This is a genomic window from Lacinutrix jangbogonensis, assembly GCF_000797445.1.
Classification (GTDB): domain Bacteria; phylum Bacteroidota; class Bacteroidia; order Flavobacteriales; family Flavobacteriaceae; genus Lacinutrix; species Lacinutrix jangbogonensis.
The window spans coordinates 117,259-138,448 of record NZ_JSWF01000032.1 but is presented as its reverse complement, the minus strand read 5'-3'; the positions used below and the strand labels follow the sequence as shown (position 1 = coordinate 138,448).

General features: G+C 32.7%; 18 protein-coding genes, 1 tRNA gene and 1 riboswitch. Of the genes, 8 read left to right on the top strand and 11 right to left on the bottom strand.

Going from position 1 to position 21,190, the window contains the following annotated elements:
- Positions 1-19: 19 nt before the first annotated feature.
- Positions 20-259: a hypothetical protein gene (locus tag RH82_RS13155; protein ID WP_034061393.1), complete on the top strand. Its 240-nt coding sequence runs from the start codon at positions 20-22 to the stop codon at positions 257-259.
- Positions 260-550: 291 nt separating this feature from the next.
- On the opposite strand, the gene RH82_RS13150 is transcribed toward RH82_RS13155, so the two are convergent.
- The 8 genes from RH82_RS13150 to RH82_RS13115 form a co-directional block, all read right to left on the bottom strand.
- On the bottom strand, positions 551-1,294 hold the full coding sequence (locus RH82_RS13150) for a head GIN domain-containing protein (RefSeq protein WP_034061392.1): 744 nt from the start codon (positions 1,292-1,294) through the stop codon (positions 551-553).
- Entirely contained in the window at positions 1,295-2,389 is a 1,095-nt protein-coding gene (locus RH82_RS13145) for an acyloxyacyl hydrolase (protein WP_034061391.1), read from the bottom strand.
- A 78-nt stretch (positions 2,390-2,467) separates the two neighbouring features.
- On the bottom strand, positions 2,468-3,424 hold the full coding sequence (gene metF / locus RH82_RS13140; RefSeq protein ID WP_034061390.1) for a methylenetetrahydrofolate reductase [NAD(P)H]: 957 nt from the start codon (positions 3,422-3,424) through the stop codon (positions 2,468-2,470).
- A gap of 182 nt (positions 3,425-3,606) precedes the next feature.
- On the bottom strand, positions 3,607-6,318 hold the full coding sequence (metH, locus tag RH82_RS13135) for a methionine synthase (protein WP_034061388.1): 2,712 nt from the start codon (positions 6,316-6,318) through the stop codon (positions 3,607-3,609).
- A gap of 11 nt (positions 6,319-6,329) precedes the next feature.
- Positions 6,330-7,340 carry a homocysteine S-methyltransferase family protein gene (locus tag RH82_RS13130; protein ID WP_034061387.1) on the bottom strand — a complete coding sequence of 337 codons (1,011 nt, stop codon included), beginning with the start codon at positions 7,338-7,340 and terminating at the stop codon, positions 6,330-6,332.
- Positions 7,337-8,356, bottom strand: coding sequence for an alpha/beta fold hydrolase (locus RH82_RS13125; protein ID WP_034061386.1), 1,020 nt, complete (start codon positions 8,354-8,356; stop codon positions 7,337-7,339). Before RH82_RS13125 ends, RH82_RS13130 begins: the two co-directional genes overlap by 4 nt.
- 3 nt (positions 8,357-8,359) lie before the next feature.
- Positions 8,360-8,812, bottom strand: coding sequence for an OsmC family protein (locus RH82_RS13120; protein WP_034061385.1), 453 nt, complete (start codon positions 8,810-8,812; stop codon positions 8,360-8,362).
- 87 nt (positions 8,813-8,899) lie between these two features.
- On the bottom strand, positions 8,900-10,192 hold the full coding sequence (locus RH82_RS13115) for an O-acetylhomoserine aminocarboxypropyltransferase/cysteine synthase family protein (protein WP_034061384.1): 1,293 nt from the start codon (positions 10,190-10,192) through the stop codon (positions 8,900-8,902).
- 158 nt (positions 10,193-10,350) lie between these two features.
- Positions 10,351-10,475: riboswitch (SAM riboswitch) on the bottom strand.
- Positions 10,476-10,792: 317 nt separating this feature from the next.
- Between RH82_RS13115 and metK the strand changes: the two genes are divergently transcribed.
- The 3 genes from metK (at position 10,793) to RH82_RS13095 (ending at position 13,104) form a co-directional block, all read left to right on the top strand.
- Positions 10,793-12,049 (top strand): methionine adenosyltransferase, encoded by a 1,257-nt coding sequence (gene metK / locus RH82_RS13105; protein ID WP_034061381.1) that lies wholly within the window; start codon positions 10,793-10,795, stop codon positions 12,047-12,049.
- A 106-nt stretch (positions 12,050-12,155) separates the two neighbouring features.
- Positions 12,156-12,237 (top strand) — tRNA-Tyr (locus RH82_RS13100).
- Between the two features lie 138 nt (positions 12,238-12,375).
- Positions 12,376-13,104, top strand: coding sequence for a nitroreductase family protein (locus tag RH82_RS13095; RefSeq protein ID WP_034061379.1), 729 nt, complete (start codon positions 12,376-12,378; stop codon positions 13,102-13,104).
- Between the two features lie 129 nt (positions 13,105-13,233).
- Here the strand turns inward: RH82_RS13095 and RH82_RS13090 are convergent, their stop codons facing one another.
- From RH82_RS13090 to RH82_RS13080, 3 genes are all read right to left on the bottom strand, one after another.
- Positions 13,234-15,957 (bottom strand): TonB-dependent receptor, encoded by a 2,724-nt coding sequence (locus tag RH82_RS13090; RefSeq protein ID WP_034061378.1) that lies wholly within the window; start codon positions 15,955-15,957, stop codon positions 13,234-13,236.
- A 133-nt stretch (positions 15,958-16,090) separates the two neighbouring features.
- Positions 16,091-17,101 (bottom strand): GLPGLI family protein, encoded by a 1,011-nt coding sequence (locus tag RH82_RS13085; protein ID WP_034061377.1) that lies wholly within the window; start codon positions 17,099-17,101, stop codon positions 16,091-16,093.
- A gap of 103 nt (positions 17,102-17,204) precedes the next feature.
- On the bottom strand, positions 17,205-18,014 hold the full coding sequence (locus RH82_RS13080) for a GLPGLI family protein (RefSeq protein ID WP_034061376.1): 810 nt from the start codon (positions 18,012-18,014) through the stop codon (positions 17,205-17,207).
- Positions 18,015-18,158: 144 nt separating this feature from the next.
- Here RH82_RS13080 and RH82_RS18875 point away from each other — a divergent pair, with 144 nt between their 5' ends.
- The 4 genes from RH82_RS18875 (at position 18,159) to RH82_RS13065 (ending at position 21,190) form a co-directional block, all read left to right on the top strand.
- Positions 18,159-18,989 (top strand): hypothetical protein, encoded by an 831-nt coding sequence (locus tag RH82_RS18875; RefSeq protein ID WP_241148065.1) that lies wholly within the window; start codon positions 18,159-18,161, stop codon positions 18,987-18,989.
- Positions 18,944-19,660 (top strand): sensor histidine kinase, encoded by a 717-nt coding sequence (locus tag RH82_RS18870; protein ID WP_241148064.1) that lies wholly within the window; start codon positions 18,944-18,946, stop codon positions 19,658-19,660. The genes RH82_RS18875 and RH82_RS18870 overlap by 46 nt, the downstream gene beginning before the upstream one ends.
- A complete protein-coding gene (locus RH82_RS13070; RefSeq protein ID WP_034061375.1) occupies positions 19,650-20,333 on the top strand; it encodes a response regulator transcription factor in 684 nt (227 codons plus the stop codon). The genes RH82_RS18870 and RH82_RS13070 overlap by 11 nt, the downstream gene beginning before the upstream one ends.
- 77 nt (positions 20,334-20,410) lie before the next feature.
- Positions 20,411-21,190 carry a hypothetical protein gene (locus tag RH82_RS13065; RefSeq protein WP_034061374.1) on the top strand — a complete coding sequence of 260 codons (780 nt, stop codon included), beginning with the start codon at positions 20,411-20,413 and terminating at the stop codon, positions 21,188-21,190.

The following is a 21,190-nucleotide window of genomic DNA, read 5'->3' as shown; positions in this document are numbered from 1 at the left end:
GATATTTTCAAAAGAAAGAGTGTTTGTCGGAAAATCTAAAATCAATATTCTCGGAAAAGAATACGAAGCAATTAAACTAAAAGGGGTTTACAAAACTGTTGTTGTGAATTCAACAGAAAAGTTTGAATACACTCAATATAGTTATTATATAAAAGGTGTTGGTTTAGCGAAAATGGAAAAGGAATATTCAAACGGAAAAAAGGAAACTCTTGAACTGACTAAAATTATGAGCATTGATGAATGGAATAAAAGGCAGTAGCTAACATGCGCATATAACAAATAGAAATCGAGGAACTACACTTTAAGAATTTAGATTTTGAGTAAGACAATCGAGTAAGCGCGTTAAGGATGGAAATAGCATCCTTTTTTTGTAATGGATTAAAGTTCTAAAAGTGAAATAAAATTTAATGAGTTACAGAGATACTACAACGTGTTCTATATAAAAAAAAAGATATAATGTACAGCCTGACGTTTTTAAGCCTTTCAGCTTAAAAAGGGAACGCCCTAAAGAGCTAAATTCAGCACAAGTAATGGAAATGATGATATTATATCATTCAAAAATTACACGTCCATCAAACTGCTCTTGAATATCCAAAACTGGAGGTGTTGTTACCGAAATAACATTACCTGTGCTTACCAAATTAGCTGTTAACTTTTGTTGCGGATTTACAATGATATCGTTAGTTCCACGATGATAAATAGTAACCTCTTGTGCTATAAGATTTCTACCTTCAAAACGTCCATCTCCAGAGGCGTGATTAATTTTTAAGTTAGTTGTTATTCCAGAAATATAAGTAGTTGTAAAATTGTTAATGACTACAGAAATATCTGTGGCATTAACTTCTACATTAAAAATACCGTTATTATAAAAATCACTAAAATAATCTTCACTCAATAATTTTAGTTCTGGATAGTTTAAAACTCCATTACTGCGCGCTGTAAACTGGCTACTGTTTCTAATTTCGGTTAAATTTGGAGCATTTATATATACTTTGGTTAAGCCATAATCTCGAAAAAGATTACAACCGTTATTATCGTTTAAAAGTAATCTGCCATTTTCTACAGTAACAGCAATAGCGTCCATTAAGTTTTCTCCTGTTTCTACTTTTACACTATAATTTAAAGCGTCGGTAACAATTAATTCTATATTTTTAAAGACCGTTACTTTGGTAAATGGTGCCACGGCAAATTCTTTTTCAATTAAATCACCAGCATTTTTAAAACAATCTGGCGCATTTTCGCTATCGCAACTAGCCAAAATTAGTAGTGTAAGTATGTATACTATTTTTTTCATTTACAGTCGTATTCCAATTCCTATTTCCACAGCTTCCGCTTTGGCTCCATGAGACTTCAAAGATAATGCACCATACAATTTATCTCCAAAATAACGTTTTAATATTATTCTATTATACACGCGACCTTCAAAATCAAATGGATAGTAAACGTAATAACCCAATTGAAATCCAATAGACGTTTTACTAATAAACAGTTCGTGCCCAACAAATAGCCCTACACGTTTATAATCTTCATCTCCACTTACATTATCTTCTGGAAATGCAACCGCTTTATATTGAATATGTTTCTTTAGAAAATTTGAAAAAAACACGTCTGCTCCAAATTGAATAGCACTTTTTCTATTTAATCGTTTATCGGCATAAGCAGACACCACATAAAAAGCATATTGCCCAGAATTAATAATATCGCTTTCGTTAACTCCGGTTCTAAAAGCAATATTATATTTTATTTTTTCTTTAAAATACTTGTCTTCTTTAGCAGGAATATATTCTGTTTGCCGTTCTGCATCAAACACGTAATTTACTCCAACATTAAAAACGACACTATTTATAGAACTATTTGGTGCTTTTATATTAGCGTTAGAATAATGAATGATAGACAAACCTGTTTGAAAACCAAAACCTTTAAAAAGGTTTTCTTTTTTATAGTTTAACATTAAATAAGATGAACTTAAAAATTGTGTACCAAATGCATTATTTCTAAAGTTCTCAACCTTATCGTAAGGCGAAGTATTATACGCAAGTCCTTGCCCAATGCGAAGCATTAGATTTCGTTTAAGAAAGTAAAAATTATAATGCGCATATACTCCATAATTTTCACTTAAAAATTCATTATTAAATTTTTGATAAATAAATGAAGTTCCATAATCTGGGTAATTATATCTGCTTTGCCAAGCCTTTTTTCCAAAAGTTTTTTGGTTATAACTTAAAATAACACCAGATGGATGACCAGTTATTAAATGCGAAATATCACTATTGTGCTCTGTAATATTTCCATAAAAATAATTAACATCTAGTGTAAATGCATTTTTGCTTTCTTGAGCCGAAATACAAATAGAAAAAAATAAAATATAAGCGTATAATAAATACCTCATCTAACGAATTAATTAGTTGGCAAAAGTATGTAATTTATTATTACGCAAAATGCTTTGAAGGTTTTTAATCGCAACAAATTAGAATACCGCCTGAGCGATTGCTTTTATGTTATCGCTTTTTCCCATAGAATAGTAATGCAATACTGGAACCCCTGCCTTTTCCAATGCTTTAGATTGCTGCACACACCACTCAATACCAACTTGGCGAACCCGCTTGTTATCTTTACATTTAATAATTTCCATAATTAAGGCTTCAGGTAAATCTACATGAAACCGATGCGGAATAATATTTAATTGCTTTCGAGTAGAAATAGGCTTCAATCCTGGGATTATAGGCACAGTAATACCTTCTGCTCTGCATTTTTTTACAAAATCGAAATACTTTCCGTTATCAAAAAACATCTGCGTTACAATATATTCTGCCCCATTTGTAATTTTCTTTTTTAGAAAATGAATATCGCTATCTAAGCTTGGTGCTTCCATGTGTTTTTCGGGATAAGCACCAACACCAATACAAAAATTAGTTGTAGAACAATTTTGTAACGCTTCATCTAAATACAAACCTTTATTTAAATCCGAAATTTGAGACACCAGTTCACTCGCGTAATGATGCCCTTCCTTTTCGGGTGTAAAATAAGTCTCTGTTTTTACAGCATCTCCACGAAGAGCCACAACATTATCAATACCTAAAAAATCTAAATCGATTAAAAAATTCTCGGTATCCTCTTTTGTAAAACCGCCACACAAAATATGTGGTATCGCATCTACATTATATTTATTTTGTATTGCCGCACAGATACCAACAGTTCCTGGACGTTTTTTAACCACTTGTTTTTTTAGTAATCCGTTTCCAACCGCTTTAAAAGTATATTCTTCCCGATGATAAGTAACATCTATAAACGGTGGTTTAAATTCCATTAACGGATCTATATTATCGAAAACAGACTGTATATGCTGCCCTTTTAAAGGTGGTAAAATTTCGAAAGAAAACTGCGTGCTTCCTTTTGCGTTTTTTATGTGATCTGTTACTTTCATAAATTTTAGTTTTTCGTTTCCAACTGTTTCCTTAATGCTCCTTAGCACAAGTGGAATTCTCTTTTAATATCAACATTTTTGGCATTACCTAAAGGTCGGGCTTTCAGCAGTCGCACTCTGCGAGGTGCTTCAACAAAGCCTCAATCCCTAACGCAGCTTACTCGAACAAAATCCTTTAAGGTCTAAGTATTGAAACCTAACGAACTTACCAAGTTTGGGCTCAACCATTTCTCAGCTTCTTCTTTATTAATCCGTCTGCGCTTGGCGTAATCCAATAATTGGTCTTCTTTTATTTTACCAAGTCCAAAATACCTTGCTTCTTTATTTCCAAAATAATAACCACTTACACTAGCTGCTGGCCACATAGCCAAACTTTCTGTTAGCGTTACTCCTATTTCTTTTTCAACATCTAAAAGCTTCCAAATCGTGATTTTCTCTAAATGATCTGGACACGCAGGATATCCTGGTGCCGGACGAATACCTTTATATTCTTCTTTTATTAAATCTTGATTGGTTAACGTTTCACTTGCAGCATAAGCCCAATGCTTTGTTCTAACTTCTTTATGTAAATATTCTGCAAAAGCTTCAGCTAATCTATCGGCTAATGCTTTAATCATAATAGAATTATAATCGTCGTTATCTGCTTCAAATTGTTTTGCTAAAGCAGCAGTTCCAAAACCTGTAGACACACAAAAAGCCCCAATATAATCTTGAATCCCAGTTTCTTTTGGTGCTATAAAATCTGCTAATGCGTGATTTGGAATACCGTCTCGTTTTTTTAGTTGTTGACGTAGAGTTAAAAATTTATACGTTTCTTCATTATCTTCTACTGCACTCAGCCTGACAGAAGAAACCTCAATATCATCATGATTTATAGTATTTGCTGGAAATATCCCAAAGATTGCTTTTGCTTTTAATAATTTTTGGTCGATTACTTTTTTGAGTAATTCTTTAGCATCTGCAAATAATTCTGTGGCTTGTTCACCTACTATTTTATCTTTTAGAATCTCTGGATATTTCCCATGTAAATCCCAACTTCTAAAAAATGGAGACCAATCTATAAACGACTCTAACTTTGTGATATCAAAATCTTGAATGGCTTGAATGCCTAATTGCCTTGGCTTTACAATCTCTGAAGTCGTCCAATCTATTTGAAATTTACGAGCTCTTGCATCCTCAAGTGTTCTGAATTCTTTTTGCTTTGTTCGGTTTAAAAACTGCTCACGAAATTTGTTGTATTCTGCTCTTATCTCACCTTTAAAAACCTGACTATCCTTTTTAAGTAAATTACCGACGACAGTTACTGCTCTAGAGGCATCATTAATATGCACAACAGTATCATTATAATGTGGAGCAATTTTAACAGAGGTATGTGCTTTTGATGTTGTTGCGCCACCAATAATTAATGGGATTTTAAAATTCTGCTTCTCCATTTCTTTAGAAACATAAACCATTTCGTCTAATGATGGTGTTATTAAACCACTCAATCCAATAATATCTACCTGTTCTTTTTTTGCGATTTCAATTATTTTTTCTGGCGGAACCATAACACCTAAATCGATAATTTCATAATTATTACAACCCAAAACTACACTCACAATATTTTTACCAATATCGTGCACATCTCCTTTTACTGTTGCCATTAAAATTTTACCAGAAAACGCTTGTTTCCCATCTTTTTCGGCTTCAATAAATGGTTGTAAATACGCTACAGCTTTTTTCATTACTCTAGCAGATTTCACCACTTGTGGTAAAAACATTTTTCCGCTACCAAAAAGATCACCAACCACGTTCATACCAATCATTAAGTTAATCTCAATGACTTCTATTGGTCTTGAAGCTGCTAGTCTTGCTTCCTCAACATCCTCCAAAATAAACGCATCAATCCCTTTTACTAAAGCATGTGTTATTCTACTTTGCAATGGCTCACTACGCCATTCTTGAACGGTTTCTATTTGCTCCTTTTTATTATCTTTTACAGTTTCTGCGTACTCTAGTAAACGATCTGTTGCATCATCCCTTTTATCGAATAATACATCTTCAACACATTTTAATAAGTCTGGATTAATTTCATCGTAAATTTCTAAAAGTGCTGGGTTAACGATACCTAAATTCATTCCATTTTTTATGGCATGATATAAAAACGAAGAGTGCATAGCTTCTCGAACCGTATTATTACCTCGAAAACTAAAAGACACATTACTTACACCTCCAGAGACATTTGCATAGGGTAAATTTTCTCGAATCCATTTCGTTGCATTAAAGAAATCTAATGCGTTTTTTCTATGCTCGTCCATTCCTGTTGCTACCGGAAAAATATTAGGATCGAAAATAATATCTTGAGGTGCAAAACCAACGTCATTAACCAAAATATCATACGAGCGTTTGCAAATATCTATTCTTTTTTGGTAGTTATCTGCCTGCCCAACCTCATCAAAAGCCATAACAACTACTGCTGCTCCATAACGTTTTACTAATTTCGCTTGTCGTTTAAATTCGGTTTCGCCTTCTTTTAAACTGATAGAATTTACAATACATTTTCCTTGAGCAACTTGTAAACCAGCTTCTATAATTTCCCACTTAGAACTATCAATCATTAATGGCACACGCGCAATGTCTGGCTCTGATGCAATAAGGTTTAAAAAGATAGTCATAGCTTCTAAACCATCTAACATGCCTTCGTCCATATTAACATCTATAATTTGCGCGCCACCTTCTACTTGGTGTCTGGCAACTTCTAATGCTTCCTCAAATTTCTCTTCTTTTATTAGACGCAAAAACTTACGTGAGCCTGTAACGTTAGTACGTTCTCCAATATTAATGAAATTTGTTTCTGGAGTGACTATTAAAGGTTCTAGACCTGATAAGGTTAAATATTTATTTTCTTTAGACATAGAACTCGTATTTATGAGGTTCCTGCCTGCACAGGAATTTGGCGTGGTTTGTATTTTGCAGCTACTTCTGCAATGGCTTTAATGTGATCTGGGTTTGTACCACAACAACCACCTATAATATTTATTAAATTGTCTTTTAAATACGACTCGATATAACCTTGCATTTCTTCTGCAGATTCTTCGTATTCCCCAAACGCATTTGGTAATCCAGCATTTGGATGTGCAGACGTATAAAATTCTGTTTCATGTGCTAAGCGTTTTAAATAAGGTTGTAATTGTTCTGCTCCTAAAGCACAATTAAAACCAACACTTAGTAAAGGAATGTGTGAAACTGAAGCAAGAAAAGCTTCTACTGTTTGTCCAGATAATGTGCGACCAGAGGCATCTGTAATGGTACCAGACACCATAATTGGAATAGTAATATTGCGTTCTTCTTTTACTTCTTCAATAGCGAATAGTGCTGCTTTTGCGTTTAACGTATCGAATATCGTTTCTACTAACAAAACATCTACTCCACCATCTAATAAAGCCTCTACTTGTTGCTTATATGCTATTCTTAATTCTTTGAAAGTTATCGCGCGATACTCTGGTCTATTAACATCTGGAGATAAACTTGCCGTTCTATTGGTTGGACCAATACTTCCGGCTACAAAGCGCGGCCTATCCGGATTTTGCTTTGTAAACTCGTCTGCAACTTGTTTTGCTATTTTAGCCGATTCATAATTTAACTCGTAAACCAAGTCTTCCATACCGTAATCTGCCATCGCGATTGTAGTGCCTGAAAAGGTATTGGTCTCAACTATATCTGCCCCAGCTTCAAAATATTTTCTATGAATATCTGCAATTGCTTTCGGCTGGGTTAGGGATAACAAATCGTTATTACCTTGCAAAGGTGATGGATAGTTATTAAAACGTTCACCACGAAAATCGGCTTCCGTAAATTTATAGCGTTGTAACATGGTTCCCATAGCTCCATCTAAAACTAAAATTCTTTTTTGAATGGCTTCGTTTATTGTATTCATATACACTTTTTAAGTCTACTGTTATATTCGGTTTGTTTATCGATAGTTTTGACTTCAAAAATTGGTTTTAATAATTTTGAAAGTTGTTCAAATTCAATTAAAAAAGCATCGTGGCCATGAATAGATTTTATTTCTCCAATAGTTACATTTGGTTTTACCGATTTCAAGTCGATATAGGTTTCCCAGTTTTCTTCAGGTTTAAAAAACAAATCACTATTTATTGTTATAATATGAATTGTTGCACTAATCTCACAAGCAACTTCTTTAAAAGAAGAACGGTCTCTAGTAATATCTATAGTTCTTAGTATTTGATTCATTAGTTTATAGGCAGACACACTGAAACGTTCATTTAAGGTTTTGCCATGGTGATTCAACCAATTTTCTACATTATGTGACGCATCGTAATTCTCACTACTTTTAAACTTATGAGTTAAAGATTCTGGTGTTCTGTACAACGTCATCGCATGCATTCTAGCATCTGATAAAGGCGCACTAGAATTATTTAAAATTGCATCTTGAATATGACAATTTGCAATGAGCCAATCTGTTACTTTCCAATCTGTTGCAATCGTAATTAAATGTTGAATTAAATCTGGTCTTAACACTGCCAATTCCCAAGCTATTCCGCCACCAACAGAACCGCCAATTACAGCAAAAAGAGTCTCTATTTTTAAATTTTTAAGTCCTTCCAAAAAAATTTCGGCAATATTACGAGCAGTAAAATCTTTGTAATTAAAGATTTGGTTTTCCTTTAAATTATCAAACCCATTTCCTGGGATATTAAAAGCCAAAACAGTATAATTCAATGTATCAATACATTTATTATCTCCTATTAAATTGTTCCACCAACCTTGATCTCCTGTCACCATAGAATTCCCTGTTAAAGCATGGTTCACCAATATAATTGGTGCAGTATGTAAGGCGAGTCCAAATAATTGGTATGACAATTTTATATTAACGGTTTCACCTTTTTGGTTTATAAAATCTGGTATGTTTATGTATTGTAAACCTTTCATTTTCTATTTAAGATTGTATTCTTTTTCTACTGAGATTTTTATTGGTGTTTTATTAGATAAATTATCTCTCACTGGACAACGCGCTTCAACAATTTCCAACCATTTAACTAATATTTCTATACTCGCTTCAGTCTCCGGCACCAGATTCAATTCTATGCTTTTAAAACCTGCTCTTTCGTTATTTGAAGCACCTAAAAATTTGTTTGGATTAATATATCCTGAAACCTCTATATTTAATTTATCTATTTTAAAGCCTAGCTCTTTTGCTACTAAATGGCCAACAACATTAACACAGCCAGCAAAGCCTGCAAGAATATATTCTACGGGATTAGCATCCTCGTCGGTCCCATTTAAAGCTTCCGGCTCATCAACTATTAATTTAAATTGCCTTGCTTCTCCTATAAATTGTGTAGCAGAAGTACTTTTCCCTGTGACTGTAAATTTTAAATCACTCATGTTTTTTGAATTTGAAATAGGCTTCACATTTTAAATAACAAATAGAATGTGAAGCTATTTCTATTAAATAATTAAAATTAAATTTTTTTAAGCTAGAACCGTTTTATTAACTAGTGTAAGCGCTTCTTTTAAATCCGATTTTAAATCGTCAATATGCTCAATGCCGACGGATAATCTAATCAAGTCTTTTGTAACACCTGTAGTTTCTTGCGCAGCGTCACTTAATTGCTGATGTGTTGTGCTTGCTGGATGAATAATTAACGATTTTGTATCTCCAATATTCGCTAACAGTGAGAATAGTTTTGTTGTATCTGCTATCGCTTTTGCAGACTCGTAACCACCTACAACCCCAAAAGTAACAATACCACTTTGTCCTTTCGGCAAGTATCTTTGAGCCAGATTATGATATTTACTAGTTCGTAAACCGGGATAATTTACCCAAGTCACTTCTGGTTGTTCTTGTAACCATCTCGCTAATTCTAATGCATTTTTACTATGTTTAAGAATTCGTAATTCTAATGTTTCTAATCCCTGTATGATTTGAAAAGCATTAAACGGACTTAATGCAGCACCATAATCTCTTAATCCTTCAATTCTAATTTTTGCAATAAATGCGGCTGCTCCAATAACTTCACTATAGACTAAACCATGGTAACCATCGGAAGGCTCTGTAAATTCTGGAAATTTTCCGTTTGTCCAATCAAATGTTCCGGCATCTACAATAATACCTCCTAGAGAGGTTCCATTACCGTTAATATATTTGGTTAATGAATGAATAACAATATTTGCGCCATGCGCAATAGGATTTAACAAATATGGTGTAGCTACTGTATTATCTACAATTAATGGGATTTTTTTTGCTTTAGCTTCCCTAGAAATAGCCTCTAAATCTAAAACATCTAGTTTTGGGTTACCTAGAGATTCAACAAAAATAGTTCGTGTATTTTGCTGTGCTGCTTTACTAAAATTTTCTGGATTTGAAGGATCTACAAATGTTGTTGTAATTCCATGTCTTGGCAAAGTCACACTTAATAAATTATAAGTCCCACCGTACAGACTACTTGATGCCACAATATGATCTCCTGCTTTTAATAAGGTTAATAATGTTGTAGAAATTGCTGCTGTACCTGAAGCAGTTGCTACTGCGCCAACACCGCCTTCGAGCGCTGCAATACGTTGCTCTAAAATGTCGTTTGTTGGATTATTTAGTCGTGTATAAATAAATCCGGGAACGGAAAGATTAAATCTACCAGCCGCATCGTCTGAATCGTCGAAAACATATGCTGTAGATTGATAAATAGGAACCGCTCTGGTTCCTCCTGTTTTTGTTGTGTCGTGCCCGGCGTGCAGCGCTTGGGTTGCAAATTTTTGTGCACTCATTTTTCTAAGTTTTTTGAGCCTCTCCCAAAACTGTTAAAAAACAGTTTTGACCTCTCTAAAGGAACAGGTAAAAAAGCTCTAATTAATAATTGTGCTAAAAAGCATCTAATAGAAAAATGTTATAAGAAAAACAGCAATCACAGATGGGTGATTACGTTTGGTTATCTATCCGAATTTGCGAAAAATGACTCGCGATTTCAGGTAGAAATTAGCACCTTCTTAGTAAATCTAAGGGTTGCTAAGGCTTCAAAGGGTCTAATCCCTCCACCTTTCTTGATAACATTTAAATAAAGTTTTGAACTTTGTGAATGCAAATATTGTGAAAAATATTTTACACAACCTAATAATTTAGATTAATTTTCATTAATACTTTATAATATAAGAACTTTTTAGAAAAAAAATCTAATTACTTCGTGTTACAAAACAAAATTTTCACAAAAAACGTAAAAACAAATTTCTTTCCACATTATTTTTATATTTTTGCTAATATTAATTTCGAGGACGGATTTGACTGATTGCAACCTCATTAAAAAATGCTAAAGGCAGTGTAAACTTCCTTCGACGCTCTCGTCAAATCCATAAATATTATAAAATAAAATTATGGCATACTTATTTACATCAGAAAGTGTTTCTGAAGGACATCCAGACAAAGTTGCAGATCAAATTAGTGACGCATTAATTGATAATTTTTTAGCTTTCGACAGCGAATCTAAGGTCGCTTGCGAAACGCTTGTTACTACCGGTCAAGTTGTACTTGCAGGTGAAGTAAAATCTAACACCTATTTAGATGTACAGAAAATTGCAAGAGATACTATAAACAAAATTGGCTATACAAAAAGCGAATATATGTTTGATGGTAATTCTTGTGGCGTTTTTAGCGCTATTCACGAACAGAGTGACGATATTAATCGTGGTGTAGATCGTGACACAAAAGAAGAACAAGGTGCTGGAGATCAAGGCATGATGTTTGGTTACGCAACCCGTGAAACTGAAAACTATATGCCTTTGGCTTTAGATTTATCTCATATAATTCTAATTGAATTAGCAGAGTTACGTCGCGAGAACAAAGACATTACCTACATAAGACCAGATTCTAAAAGTCAGGTAACAATTGAGTATAGTGATGACAACGTACCACAACGTATTGACTCTATTGTTGTTTCTACACAACATGACGATTTTGATAGTAATGATGAAGTTATGCTAGCTAAAATCAGAAAAGATATTGTTGACATATTAATACCAAGAGTTATTGCAAAACAACCAGAATCAATCCAAGCATTGTTTAATGACAAAATAAAATATCATATTAATCCGACAGGGAAATTTGTTATTGGTGGACCACATGGAGACACAGGATTAACCGGACGTAAGATTATTGTTGATACATATGGTGGAAAAGGAGCTCATGGTGGTGGTGCTTTTTCAGGAAAAGATCCTAGTAAAGTAGATAGAAGCGCTGCTTATGCGACAAGACATATCGCTAAAAATTTAGTTGCTGCTGGTGTTTGCGATGAACTACTCGTTCAGGTTTCTTACGCGATTGGTGTTGTAGAACCTATGGGGATTTTTGTTGACACTTATGGTACTTGCCCATTTAACATGACAGACGGGGAAATAGCAGAGAAAGTTTCTAAGATATTTGATATGAGACCGGCTGCTATAGAAGCGCGTTTAAAATTGCGTAATCCAATGTACAGCGAAACTGCTGCTTATGGACATATGGGAAGAGTAAACGAAACGGTCACTAAAACGTTCTCTCGACCTAATGGTGGAGACATTACTATGGATGTTGAACTATTTACTTGGGAAAAACTAGATTATATTGATAAGGTAAAAGCTGAATTTAAACTGTAATAAACTGATACTAAAACAGATACTAAAGCCTCTGAAAAAAGAGGCTTTTTTTTGCGCTAAACTGTTTAAAAGTATCATTTAAATAATATATTTGCAATCGATTATTGGGGAGATACTCAAGCGGCCAACGAGGGCAGACTGTAAATCTGCTGACTACGTCTTCGCAGGTTCGAATCCTGCTCTCCCCACATTTTAATCTAAAAGTCTATACGAGAGTATAGACTTTTTTATTTTTATATAATACGAAAAATTCTATCCTGAGGTCCAACATCAGGAACGTCGTGTTGGTTATTATAAATGTATTAATTTTTAATCTATATTTAGGCATGAAGAAAACCGTTACAGAAGCAATTGAATATAGACGCTCAACTAGAGTATACCAAGACACGGAAATTGATACTAAAAAAGTAAAACAGTGTCTTTACAATGCCTCTTTGGCGCCTACAAGTAGTAATTTACAACTATGGGAGTTTTATCATGTTACCGATAAAGACATACTAAACAAATTATCAAAAGCTTGTTTTAACCAAAATGCTGCAAAAACAGCAAAACAACTCGTCGTTATAGTTACAAGAAAAGATTTATGGAGACAGCGTGCTAAAGCAAATATTAGTTTTTTAAATAGCGTTTATAACAAGCCTGATTTAACAGAAAGAGAGCACAAACGCAAAAAAATGGCAACGGATTATTACAACAAAATAATACCAACTATTTATATTGATTTTTTTGGTCTTTTGGGGTATCTAAAATATTGGGCTTTTCAAATTATTGGACTTTTCAAGCCTATTTACAGACAAGCTAGGACTAGCGATATGAGAATTGTTGCCCACAAAAGCGCTGGATTAGCTGCTGAGAATTTCATGCTTAGCATGTCTGAAATTAATTACGACACTTGCCCAATGGAAGGCAGTGATACCTTGAGAGTAAAAAAAATATTAGGATTACCAAAAGGCGCAGAAATAAATATGATTATTAGTTGCGGTATTAGAAAACCTGAAGGTATTTATGGCACAAGATTTAGAGTTCCTTTTGAAGACGTATACTTTAAAGTATAAAAAAAGCGAGCTTTATGCTCGCTTTTTTGTTTACGTTAAGGATGGAGGCATTGTTGAAGCTCCTCGAAGAGAGCGACTGCCGAGAGCCTGGCCGAATCATGCTTTTTAGCATGTTTTGGTAACGCCCAATTATAAATTATAGATAGCTCTAAACGTTAAAAATCTTGGTTGTATAAAGTACTCACTAGTACTTACTGAGAATCCACCAACATTATTGGTTAGATTTGAGTCTACATCTAATATGTTTGTTGCTTTTATTTCGTACTCCCATTTACTATCGTTTTCTTTTCTGTAAATTAAATTGGCGTTTAAAAGTCCAAAGCTGTTGGTATTGTCTCCAACCGTTTGTCTTGTGTAACCATAATCTGTTTTAAAAGTAAACTTTTTAAAGATTAATGCATCAAACTCTACAGATGGGCTATTGGTTAAAATATCGGTACTTCTATCACCTTGATTATTTTTACTAACGCTATACCTGTAACTTAACTCGAAATTAGGTGCGTCTCTAAAATTAGAACGTAAAGTTGGTGTATATGTTTGAGAGAAATTTTCGTTTACAGATAATCGATCATTAATGAATTGGTTAAATTTAGAATAATTAAAGCTACCTCTTATACTCGCTTGCAACTTTCCAAAACGTCTTTGAAAACGACCGCTTGCTGTAAACGTTTCATCTGCTAATCCAGAATTAAAAGGTGTACTAGTTCTAATAACAGAACCTGGTTGAAAAACAGATTGTGTTCTTATATTATCAATATTTTTACTATAATTTAAAAACGCAAAAACATTTGTATAATTAAACATATTAAAACTAAAATATCTCAAGTTCAAGTTGTGAGATAATGAATTCTCTAAGCCTGGATTACCTACAAATGTTGAATTGTAATTATTTAAAACTACACCTCTTGCAAATTGATTAACATCTGTAAATTGCGTTTGCATACGGTAAGAAAAGTTTAAGTTTTCAGACGTTTTTAATTGCACTCTCACATTTAAATCTGGTAATAATCTAAAGAAGTTGTCTTTAGTTTCAATATTTAATTGGTCGTTTGTTACACTGTAAGCATGACCAGATACACCCGGACTTATAGTAAATTTACCTGTTTTATAACGATAATGTAACCCTAAATAAACATCGCTAAACGTGTATCTTACATCATTAACATCTGATATTCCAGGAATACTTGAATCGGTATCTAACTCACTACCATCATCTAATGTCTGAAATATATTAGAATCGAATTGTTGATTACTATATATTGTACCCAATGTAAAGTTTATATCACTCTTTTTATTTAGAATATTCCAATAGTCTAGTTTTGCATCTAACTGGTTTGTTTTTACAAATTTTTCTTGATTAATATTATAGTTAAGTTGTGTTCTGTCTAAACCAAGACCGTCTGCAGTATCATCATAAGGATCATCATCACTAGTTGGATCGTTTTCTAACAATGCATTATAAAAAGGATCTTCATCTTGTAATAAATGTTGAATAGATAATGCAAAAATATTAGTCTCGTCTAGTGTATAGTAATAATTAAAATTTTGATTTATTCTATATGGATTAGCATCTTCCAGTTGATTTACAGGTCCAACAACATTAGACAATGTCCCATTTATTTGAGAATCTTTAGACATGCGACCAATAATATCATAATCTAATTGATTACTCGCATTTGGCTTATACTTTGCACTAAATTTCAACAAACCTAAGTCACTTTTTTGTTTGGTATTACTTTGGGTGGTTTCATCAGGAATACCAAGATCACTATCTGTATATAATACTGAACTGTTCTCTTGTAACTCGATTCTACTACTTGCGAAAATGGCAAAACCTGCAAAATCTAGAGTGCTTTTTGGTGCATAACTAAAGTTAGCAGCTCCAAATTTTGTGTTTATATCTTTAGCTTGATTGTTTTGTAGTTGTCTAAAACCTAAGTCGTTAGTCCCTAAGTTTATATTGGTTCCGCTTTGTTGGCTCGGTTGCTGAAAACCACCACCAAAATTACGGATGTCTCGTCTCGATAATGCTAGTTCACCTATGTTATTTATATCTCCAATAAAGTTGATGCTTTTTTTAGGACTGTAATAAAACAATTTCGGTTGTGCTAAATATAACTCTCCATCTGGAGAATCACCAACGCCACCTGTAAGTGTACCAAACCAGAAATTTTTCTTTCCTTCTTTAAGTTTTATATTAATAGCTATGTTATCTTGATTGTTAGTTACACCGCTTAATTGACTATTGTTAGAATAGTTTTTTAGAACTTGAACTTTATCAATGGCATTTGCTGGAATATTTTGTGTCGCAAGTTTAGTATCGCCATCGAAAAAATCTTTTCCATCGACCATTACTTTACCCACTGCTTTTCCTTCTACTTCAATTTGGCCATCTGCATTAACTTCTACTCCAGGTAATTTTTTTAAAATATCGCCTAGTTTACGTTCTGTTCCGCTTTTAAAAGAATCGGCATTATAGGTAATTGTATCTCCACTAATAGTTACAGGCATTTCGTAAACCAACTCGACTTCATCAAGCGTGTTGTCTATTACCAAACTAAAATCTTGATTTATTACCTGTTCTTTAGTAGTAATAACCATTTCGTTAGTGGTATACCCTATGTAACTCACTTGTATTTTATAGCTTGTATTCTTACCTAAACTAAGCTTATAACGTCCTGTTTCGTTTGTTACAGCATAAGATTCTAATACTTTAGATTCTTGATTTATTGCAATAACATTAGCAAACTCTAAAGGCGCTCCTTCTGTGTCTTTTACGACACCTTCAAATTTAACTTGGGCAAAAGTTGTACTTGCTACTATTAAAAGTAGCAGGGTAAAAATATGTTTCATGTGTGTTTTTTATAGTGTTTTTTTAAACGATAAGCTGTTGTTAGTTATTAATCATTGTCTTAGTTGACAAAATTATTAACATGCATGTTTAATAAAAGTGTGATTGATTGTGTTTTTATTTTATAAATATGGGCTATTTTCTACCGCGTCCTCCACGATTTCTTCCACCATACATTTCTCTCATTTCTTCCATTTTCTTAGTAACAATTTCTGTGTATTCTGCCCTTGTTACTGTATCTCCTTTTGTTGGCTTTTTAATGTCTTGTTTTTCAGATGGATTCATTACTATTTTCGAACATAAGATAGTTGTTCTACCAGAATTGATCTCTAAAATTAAACCTGGTAATCCCCAAAAATCTGCAGGACCATTATTTACTGCAATTTGCATAGTATACCAAGCGACAACTTCTTCTTCTTTTGGCATTTCAATTTCATCGGAAATTGTAATAGTGTTCGTTTTTTTATCTGTTGATGCTACTTCAGAAGAACTTTTAGCCATTTCTCCTTCTTTAGATTTTCCTGCTTTTTCAACTTCCCCTTCTTTAGCTTCGCCTTCTCCAAATGCACTAACTGTTCTATCTCCTTTTGCTTCTTCTTTTTTTGTTTTGGCTTCTTCTTCCTTTTTATCCTTGTCTTTTCCTCTTCTTCGCATTTTAGTCCAATCCGTTTTATCTACGGTTTTCATTGCAACAGCTTTCATGCACATGTATTTACCAATCTGCTTGGTTTCACCTGTCATTTTCCATTCTAACATTTCTAGGTTATCATTTATAAGAAATTGTTTACCCATAAAGTCTTTGTCTTCAAGTAAAACGCCCTCTTTAAGGTTTTTATATTGTGTACCACCACTCATTCCCATACTTCTCATCATACCTCCTCCAGAACCAGGAGCATCAAGTTGTGCATCTTCCTTATACATAGATTCTGACTTGTTGAATGTTAAAATATATGTTTTTTCAAACATACTTTTCATTCTATCCATCATCTTTTTTTTACGCTCAGGACTCATTTCTTTTCCTCCCCAACCATCCATATCAACGGTTGTTTTAGACATATAAGTAGCTACACCTTGAAAATCGTCTTGTGCAAAGGTTAAAGATGTTAGACTTAAAGTAATACAGATTAATAGTGCTTTTAATTTCATAATAATTTCTCTTAAATTTTTTGTAAAACTACAGTTAATAACTGTAAGACTAACTAAATGAAGAAATGTTTAACATTAATATGTTAAATATTTCACAAAAAAATTACCTTCCAATAGTTATCATTTGATTCTTATTCCCTCTTCCTCTATGCTTATCCATCATTTCTTCATTCTTTTTTTTCCTAATTTCTTCAAACTTTTTAGATTTGACCACTTTTCCATTCTTTGGTTCTTTAATTTCAACTTTATCTTCTGGGTTAATCACAATTTTAGAACAAACTAAAGTTAAATCTCCATCATTTATCTCTAATATTAAACCAGGTAACCCAAAATGATTAGCAGGCCCATGGCTTACTGGAATCTGCAATGTAAACCAAGCGATAGTTTCTCTTTCTTTTTCTATGGTTTCCATATTACCAAATTCCCCAATGGCTTGTGTTTTAATTGTATCTTTAAAAACTGCCTTTCTACACGTATAATTTCCAATTTTCTTGGTCTCATCTGTAATTACCCACGCTTTACTTTGTAAAGAATCTTTTACTAAAAATTCCTTACCCATAATTTCGGTTGCATTTGTGTAGCGTTTTTCTTTTATGTTATTATACCGTTTGTCGTTACCTCCTCCTCCTCCAATCATCTGAAATGAAAAATTAGAACCACCAGCTGCTGGAGCAGACAAGCTTTCCATTTCTTTATATAAAGATTCAGATTTGGTAAACACTAAAGTATACTCCTTTTGAAACTGTTTAGCCATCTGAGCTTGAATTTCTTTGTGCATCGCAGAATTCTTATCTATACCATCCATTTCAAAATCCATTTTCCTGTGTGATTTATAAGTGGCAACACCTTGAAAATCTTGTGCAAATAAAGTACCTGTTATTAATAAGGTAAGTAATAATGTTAATCGTATCATATTTATATTTTAAGTGAATAGTCCTTTTTAACTACAGTACAAATATGAAACTGTTTACGAGTATTTATAGTTAACAAGCATTAACAAGTGTTAACTAGTGTTAAGCGATTGGTTTTATATACATATTACTACTACTTTTGACATATGAACACAAATAAACTTAGGTCTATTTTATACTTTATTATATTGATTGTGATCAGTACGATTGCGATACAAGTGTATTGGAACTATAAAAATTATCAAACCAATAAGCAACAATTGGTCAACGATGTACAAGTAAGTTTAGACAATGCTGTTAATACATACTATGAGAATTTAGCAAAAAAAACCACTTTAAATTTTATAATTGATGATCTCAGTCAAAGTGATTTTTTTAAAGTTGACGCCGAATTTAAAACGCTAATTAAAGAAATTGATATTAATAGCTTTAAAAATACTGACTCCATGCGAGCTAAAAGCAATCAAGGTGTTACAATAATACATGGCTCAAATAGTGATTCCCTTTTAAAATCTTTGAATGAGCATAATCATGAATTCAACATTAACGATACAAAAAGCAACAATCTCCGGAATGAACTTAAAGACAGTTCTAAGCTTAAAAACTTTAAATCTTTAGCCTCAAAAGTAATTATCTCAATTAATAACGATTCTATTAAACTTCGAGACATAGACTCACTATTAAAAGTAGAGCTAATTAGAAAAGCATTAGTAGTAAATTATAGCTTAACATTTAAACGCCCAGAAAAGAACATTCAGTCTTTTAACGCATTACCTGAAAAAAACATGGTCTTATTAACTACTTCGAAATCTACTTTTTTACCTCAGCATAGCCAATTAAAAGTCCATTTTAAAAACGATACGAAGTTCATTTTAAAGCGTATTCTTGGAGGTATTTTAATTTCAACTTTACTGGTTTTAGCCGTAATTTCTTGTTTATTTTATCTGCTAAAAATAATAAACCAACAAAAAAAATAGCCGAAGTTAAAAACGACCTTATAAACAATATTACACACGAATTTAAAACGCCAATCGCTACCATAGGTGTTGCATTAGAAAGCATAAAAGATTTTAATATTATTGATGACAAGGAGAAAACTAAAAAGTATTTAAACCTTTCGAGCTCTCAATTAGGTAAACTTAACACAATGGTTGAAAAGCTCTTAGAAACAGCAACATTAGACAGCGGTAATTTAGATTTAAATAGAGACACTATCGACTTAGTTGCTTTAGTTTCTCTTTTAGTAGAAAAGCATCAAATGCAAACCAATAGCAAAACGTTAACTTTCAACACTTCCGCGGCAGAAACACGAATTTACATTGATGTCTTTCATTTTGAAAACGCCATTAATAACATTGTGGATAATGCTATTAAATATGGAGGTGATGACATTTCGATTTCGATTAATAAGAAAAATAAAACTACTGAAATACTAATTTCCGATAACGGGAAAACGCTCACAAAGCAAGAAGCAGCACAAATTTTCGATAAATTTTATCGTGTTCCAAAAGGAAACACTCACGATGTAAAAGGCTTTGGTATTGGATTATATTACACTAAAAAAATTATAGAGAAACACAACGGAAACATTAGTGTATCTATAAGTAATGGTACTACTTTTAAAATCACGATTCCAAATGAGCGATAAAATAACTATACTTTTAGCCGAAGACGAACCTGCTTTAGGACAAATAATTCAAGAAAGTCTCGAAACCAGAAACTTTAAAGTTCTATTGTGTGAAAATGGTGAGATCGCTCTAAAAACATATCAAGAGCAGAATCCAAAACTATTGGTACTCGATGTTATGATGCCAAAAAAAGATGGTTTTACACTTGCTAAAGAAATTAGAGAAACAGACGAAAGCATCCCTATAATATTTTTAACTGCTAAATCGCAAACACAAGATGTTGTAGAAGGGTTTCACATTGGTGGTAACGATTATTTAAAAAAACCTTTTAGTATAGAAGAGCTTATTGTAAGGATTCATAACCTTTTGCAGAGAACAGAAACGCAAAAAACTTCAGAAATTATTACAATTTCAGATTACACTTTCGATTTTCCAAAACAAATGCTTCAATATAAACAAGACGAGCAGAAACAGTTAACCCATCGCGAAGCTCACTTATTATTTCATTTAGCAAAAAACAGAAACCAAGTTTTAGACCGATCACTTATTCTAACGAAACTTTGGGGAAACGACGATTTCTTTAGCGGCAGAAGTATGGATGTTTTTATTACCAAATTACGTAAAAAACTAAACCTTGATAAAACTGTACAAATTATTAATGTTCGTGGTTTTGGTTATAAGTTAATTTGCTAAGGAACAAGTTCACGATTTTATATCTTAGCTAAATTCTATATAAAAAGTGATTCAATTTTTGTACTTTCCACTCCTTAATGAAACATCTGCACTACATCCTTTTATTACTTACCTTTTCTGTCTTTGCTCAAGAGAATATAAAAGCAGAACTTAAAAATAAAATCGATATGAAAGTCGATTCTATTTTTGGTATCGATAATTTTGAAGCCATTTTTTACACTTTAAATAATTCATTAATAAAAAAACAAGATAATAAATTGCTTAAGTATAGTAATTTACAATTGGGTACAATAACATCTGCAAATAGTTTTAATCCTCTAAAAATAAACGTCTTTTACAAAGCCTTTAACACGGTTACTATTTTAGACAATCGTTTAGCAGAAATATACAAAATAGACTTCAACCAGACCAAGCCTTACAAAAATGTCTCTCATGTTTCTACAGGAAGTGATAGCACTATTTGGGTGTTTAATCAAGATTTAATGCAATTAGAGTTGTACAAATACAAAACCAATACTATTCGCGCCAAAACTCTACCTATAGAAAGTAATGTTTTAGATATGACCAGCAACTATAATTCTTGCTGGCTATTAACCAAAAAATTTATTTATAAATACAATTATTTTGGAAGTCTAATATCTAAAACAGACAATGTCGGTTACACTAATATTAAAGAAAATAACGAAAATATTGTATTAAAAAAAGACAACACGCTTTTTTACCTCGCAAAAGACACCGAAACAATTAAACCTATCAACATTACAAATTTGTTAATAAGTCAGTTTTTGGTAACCAATCAATTCGTGTATATTTACACCGATGGATTGCTTCATCAATACCAACTAAAATTGAAATAA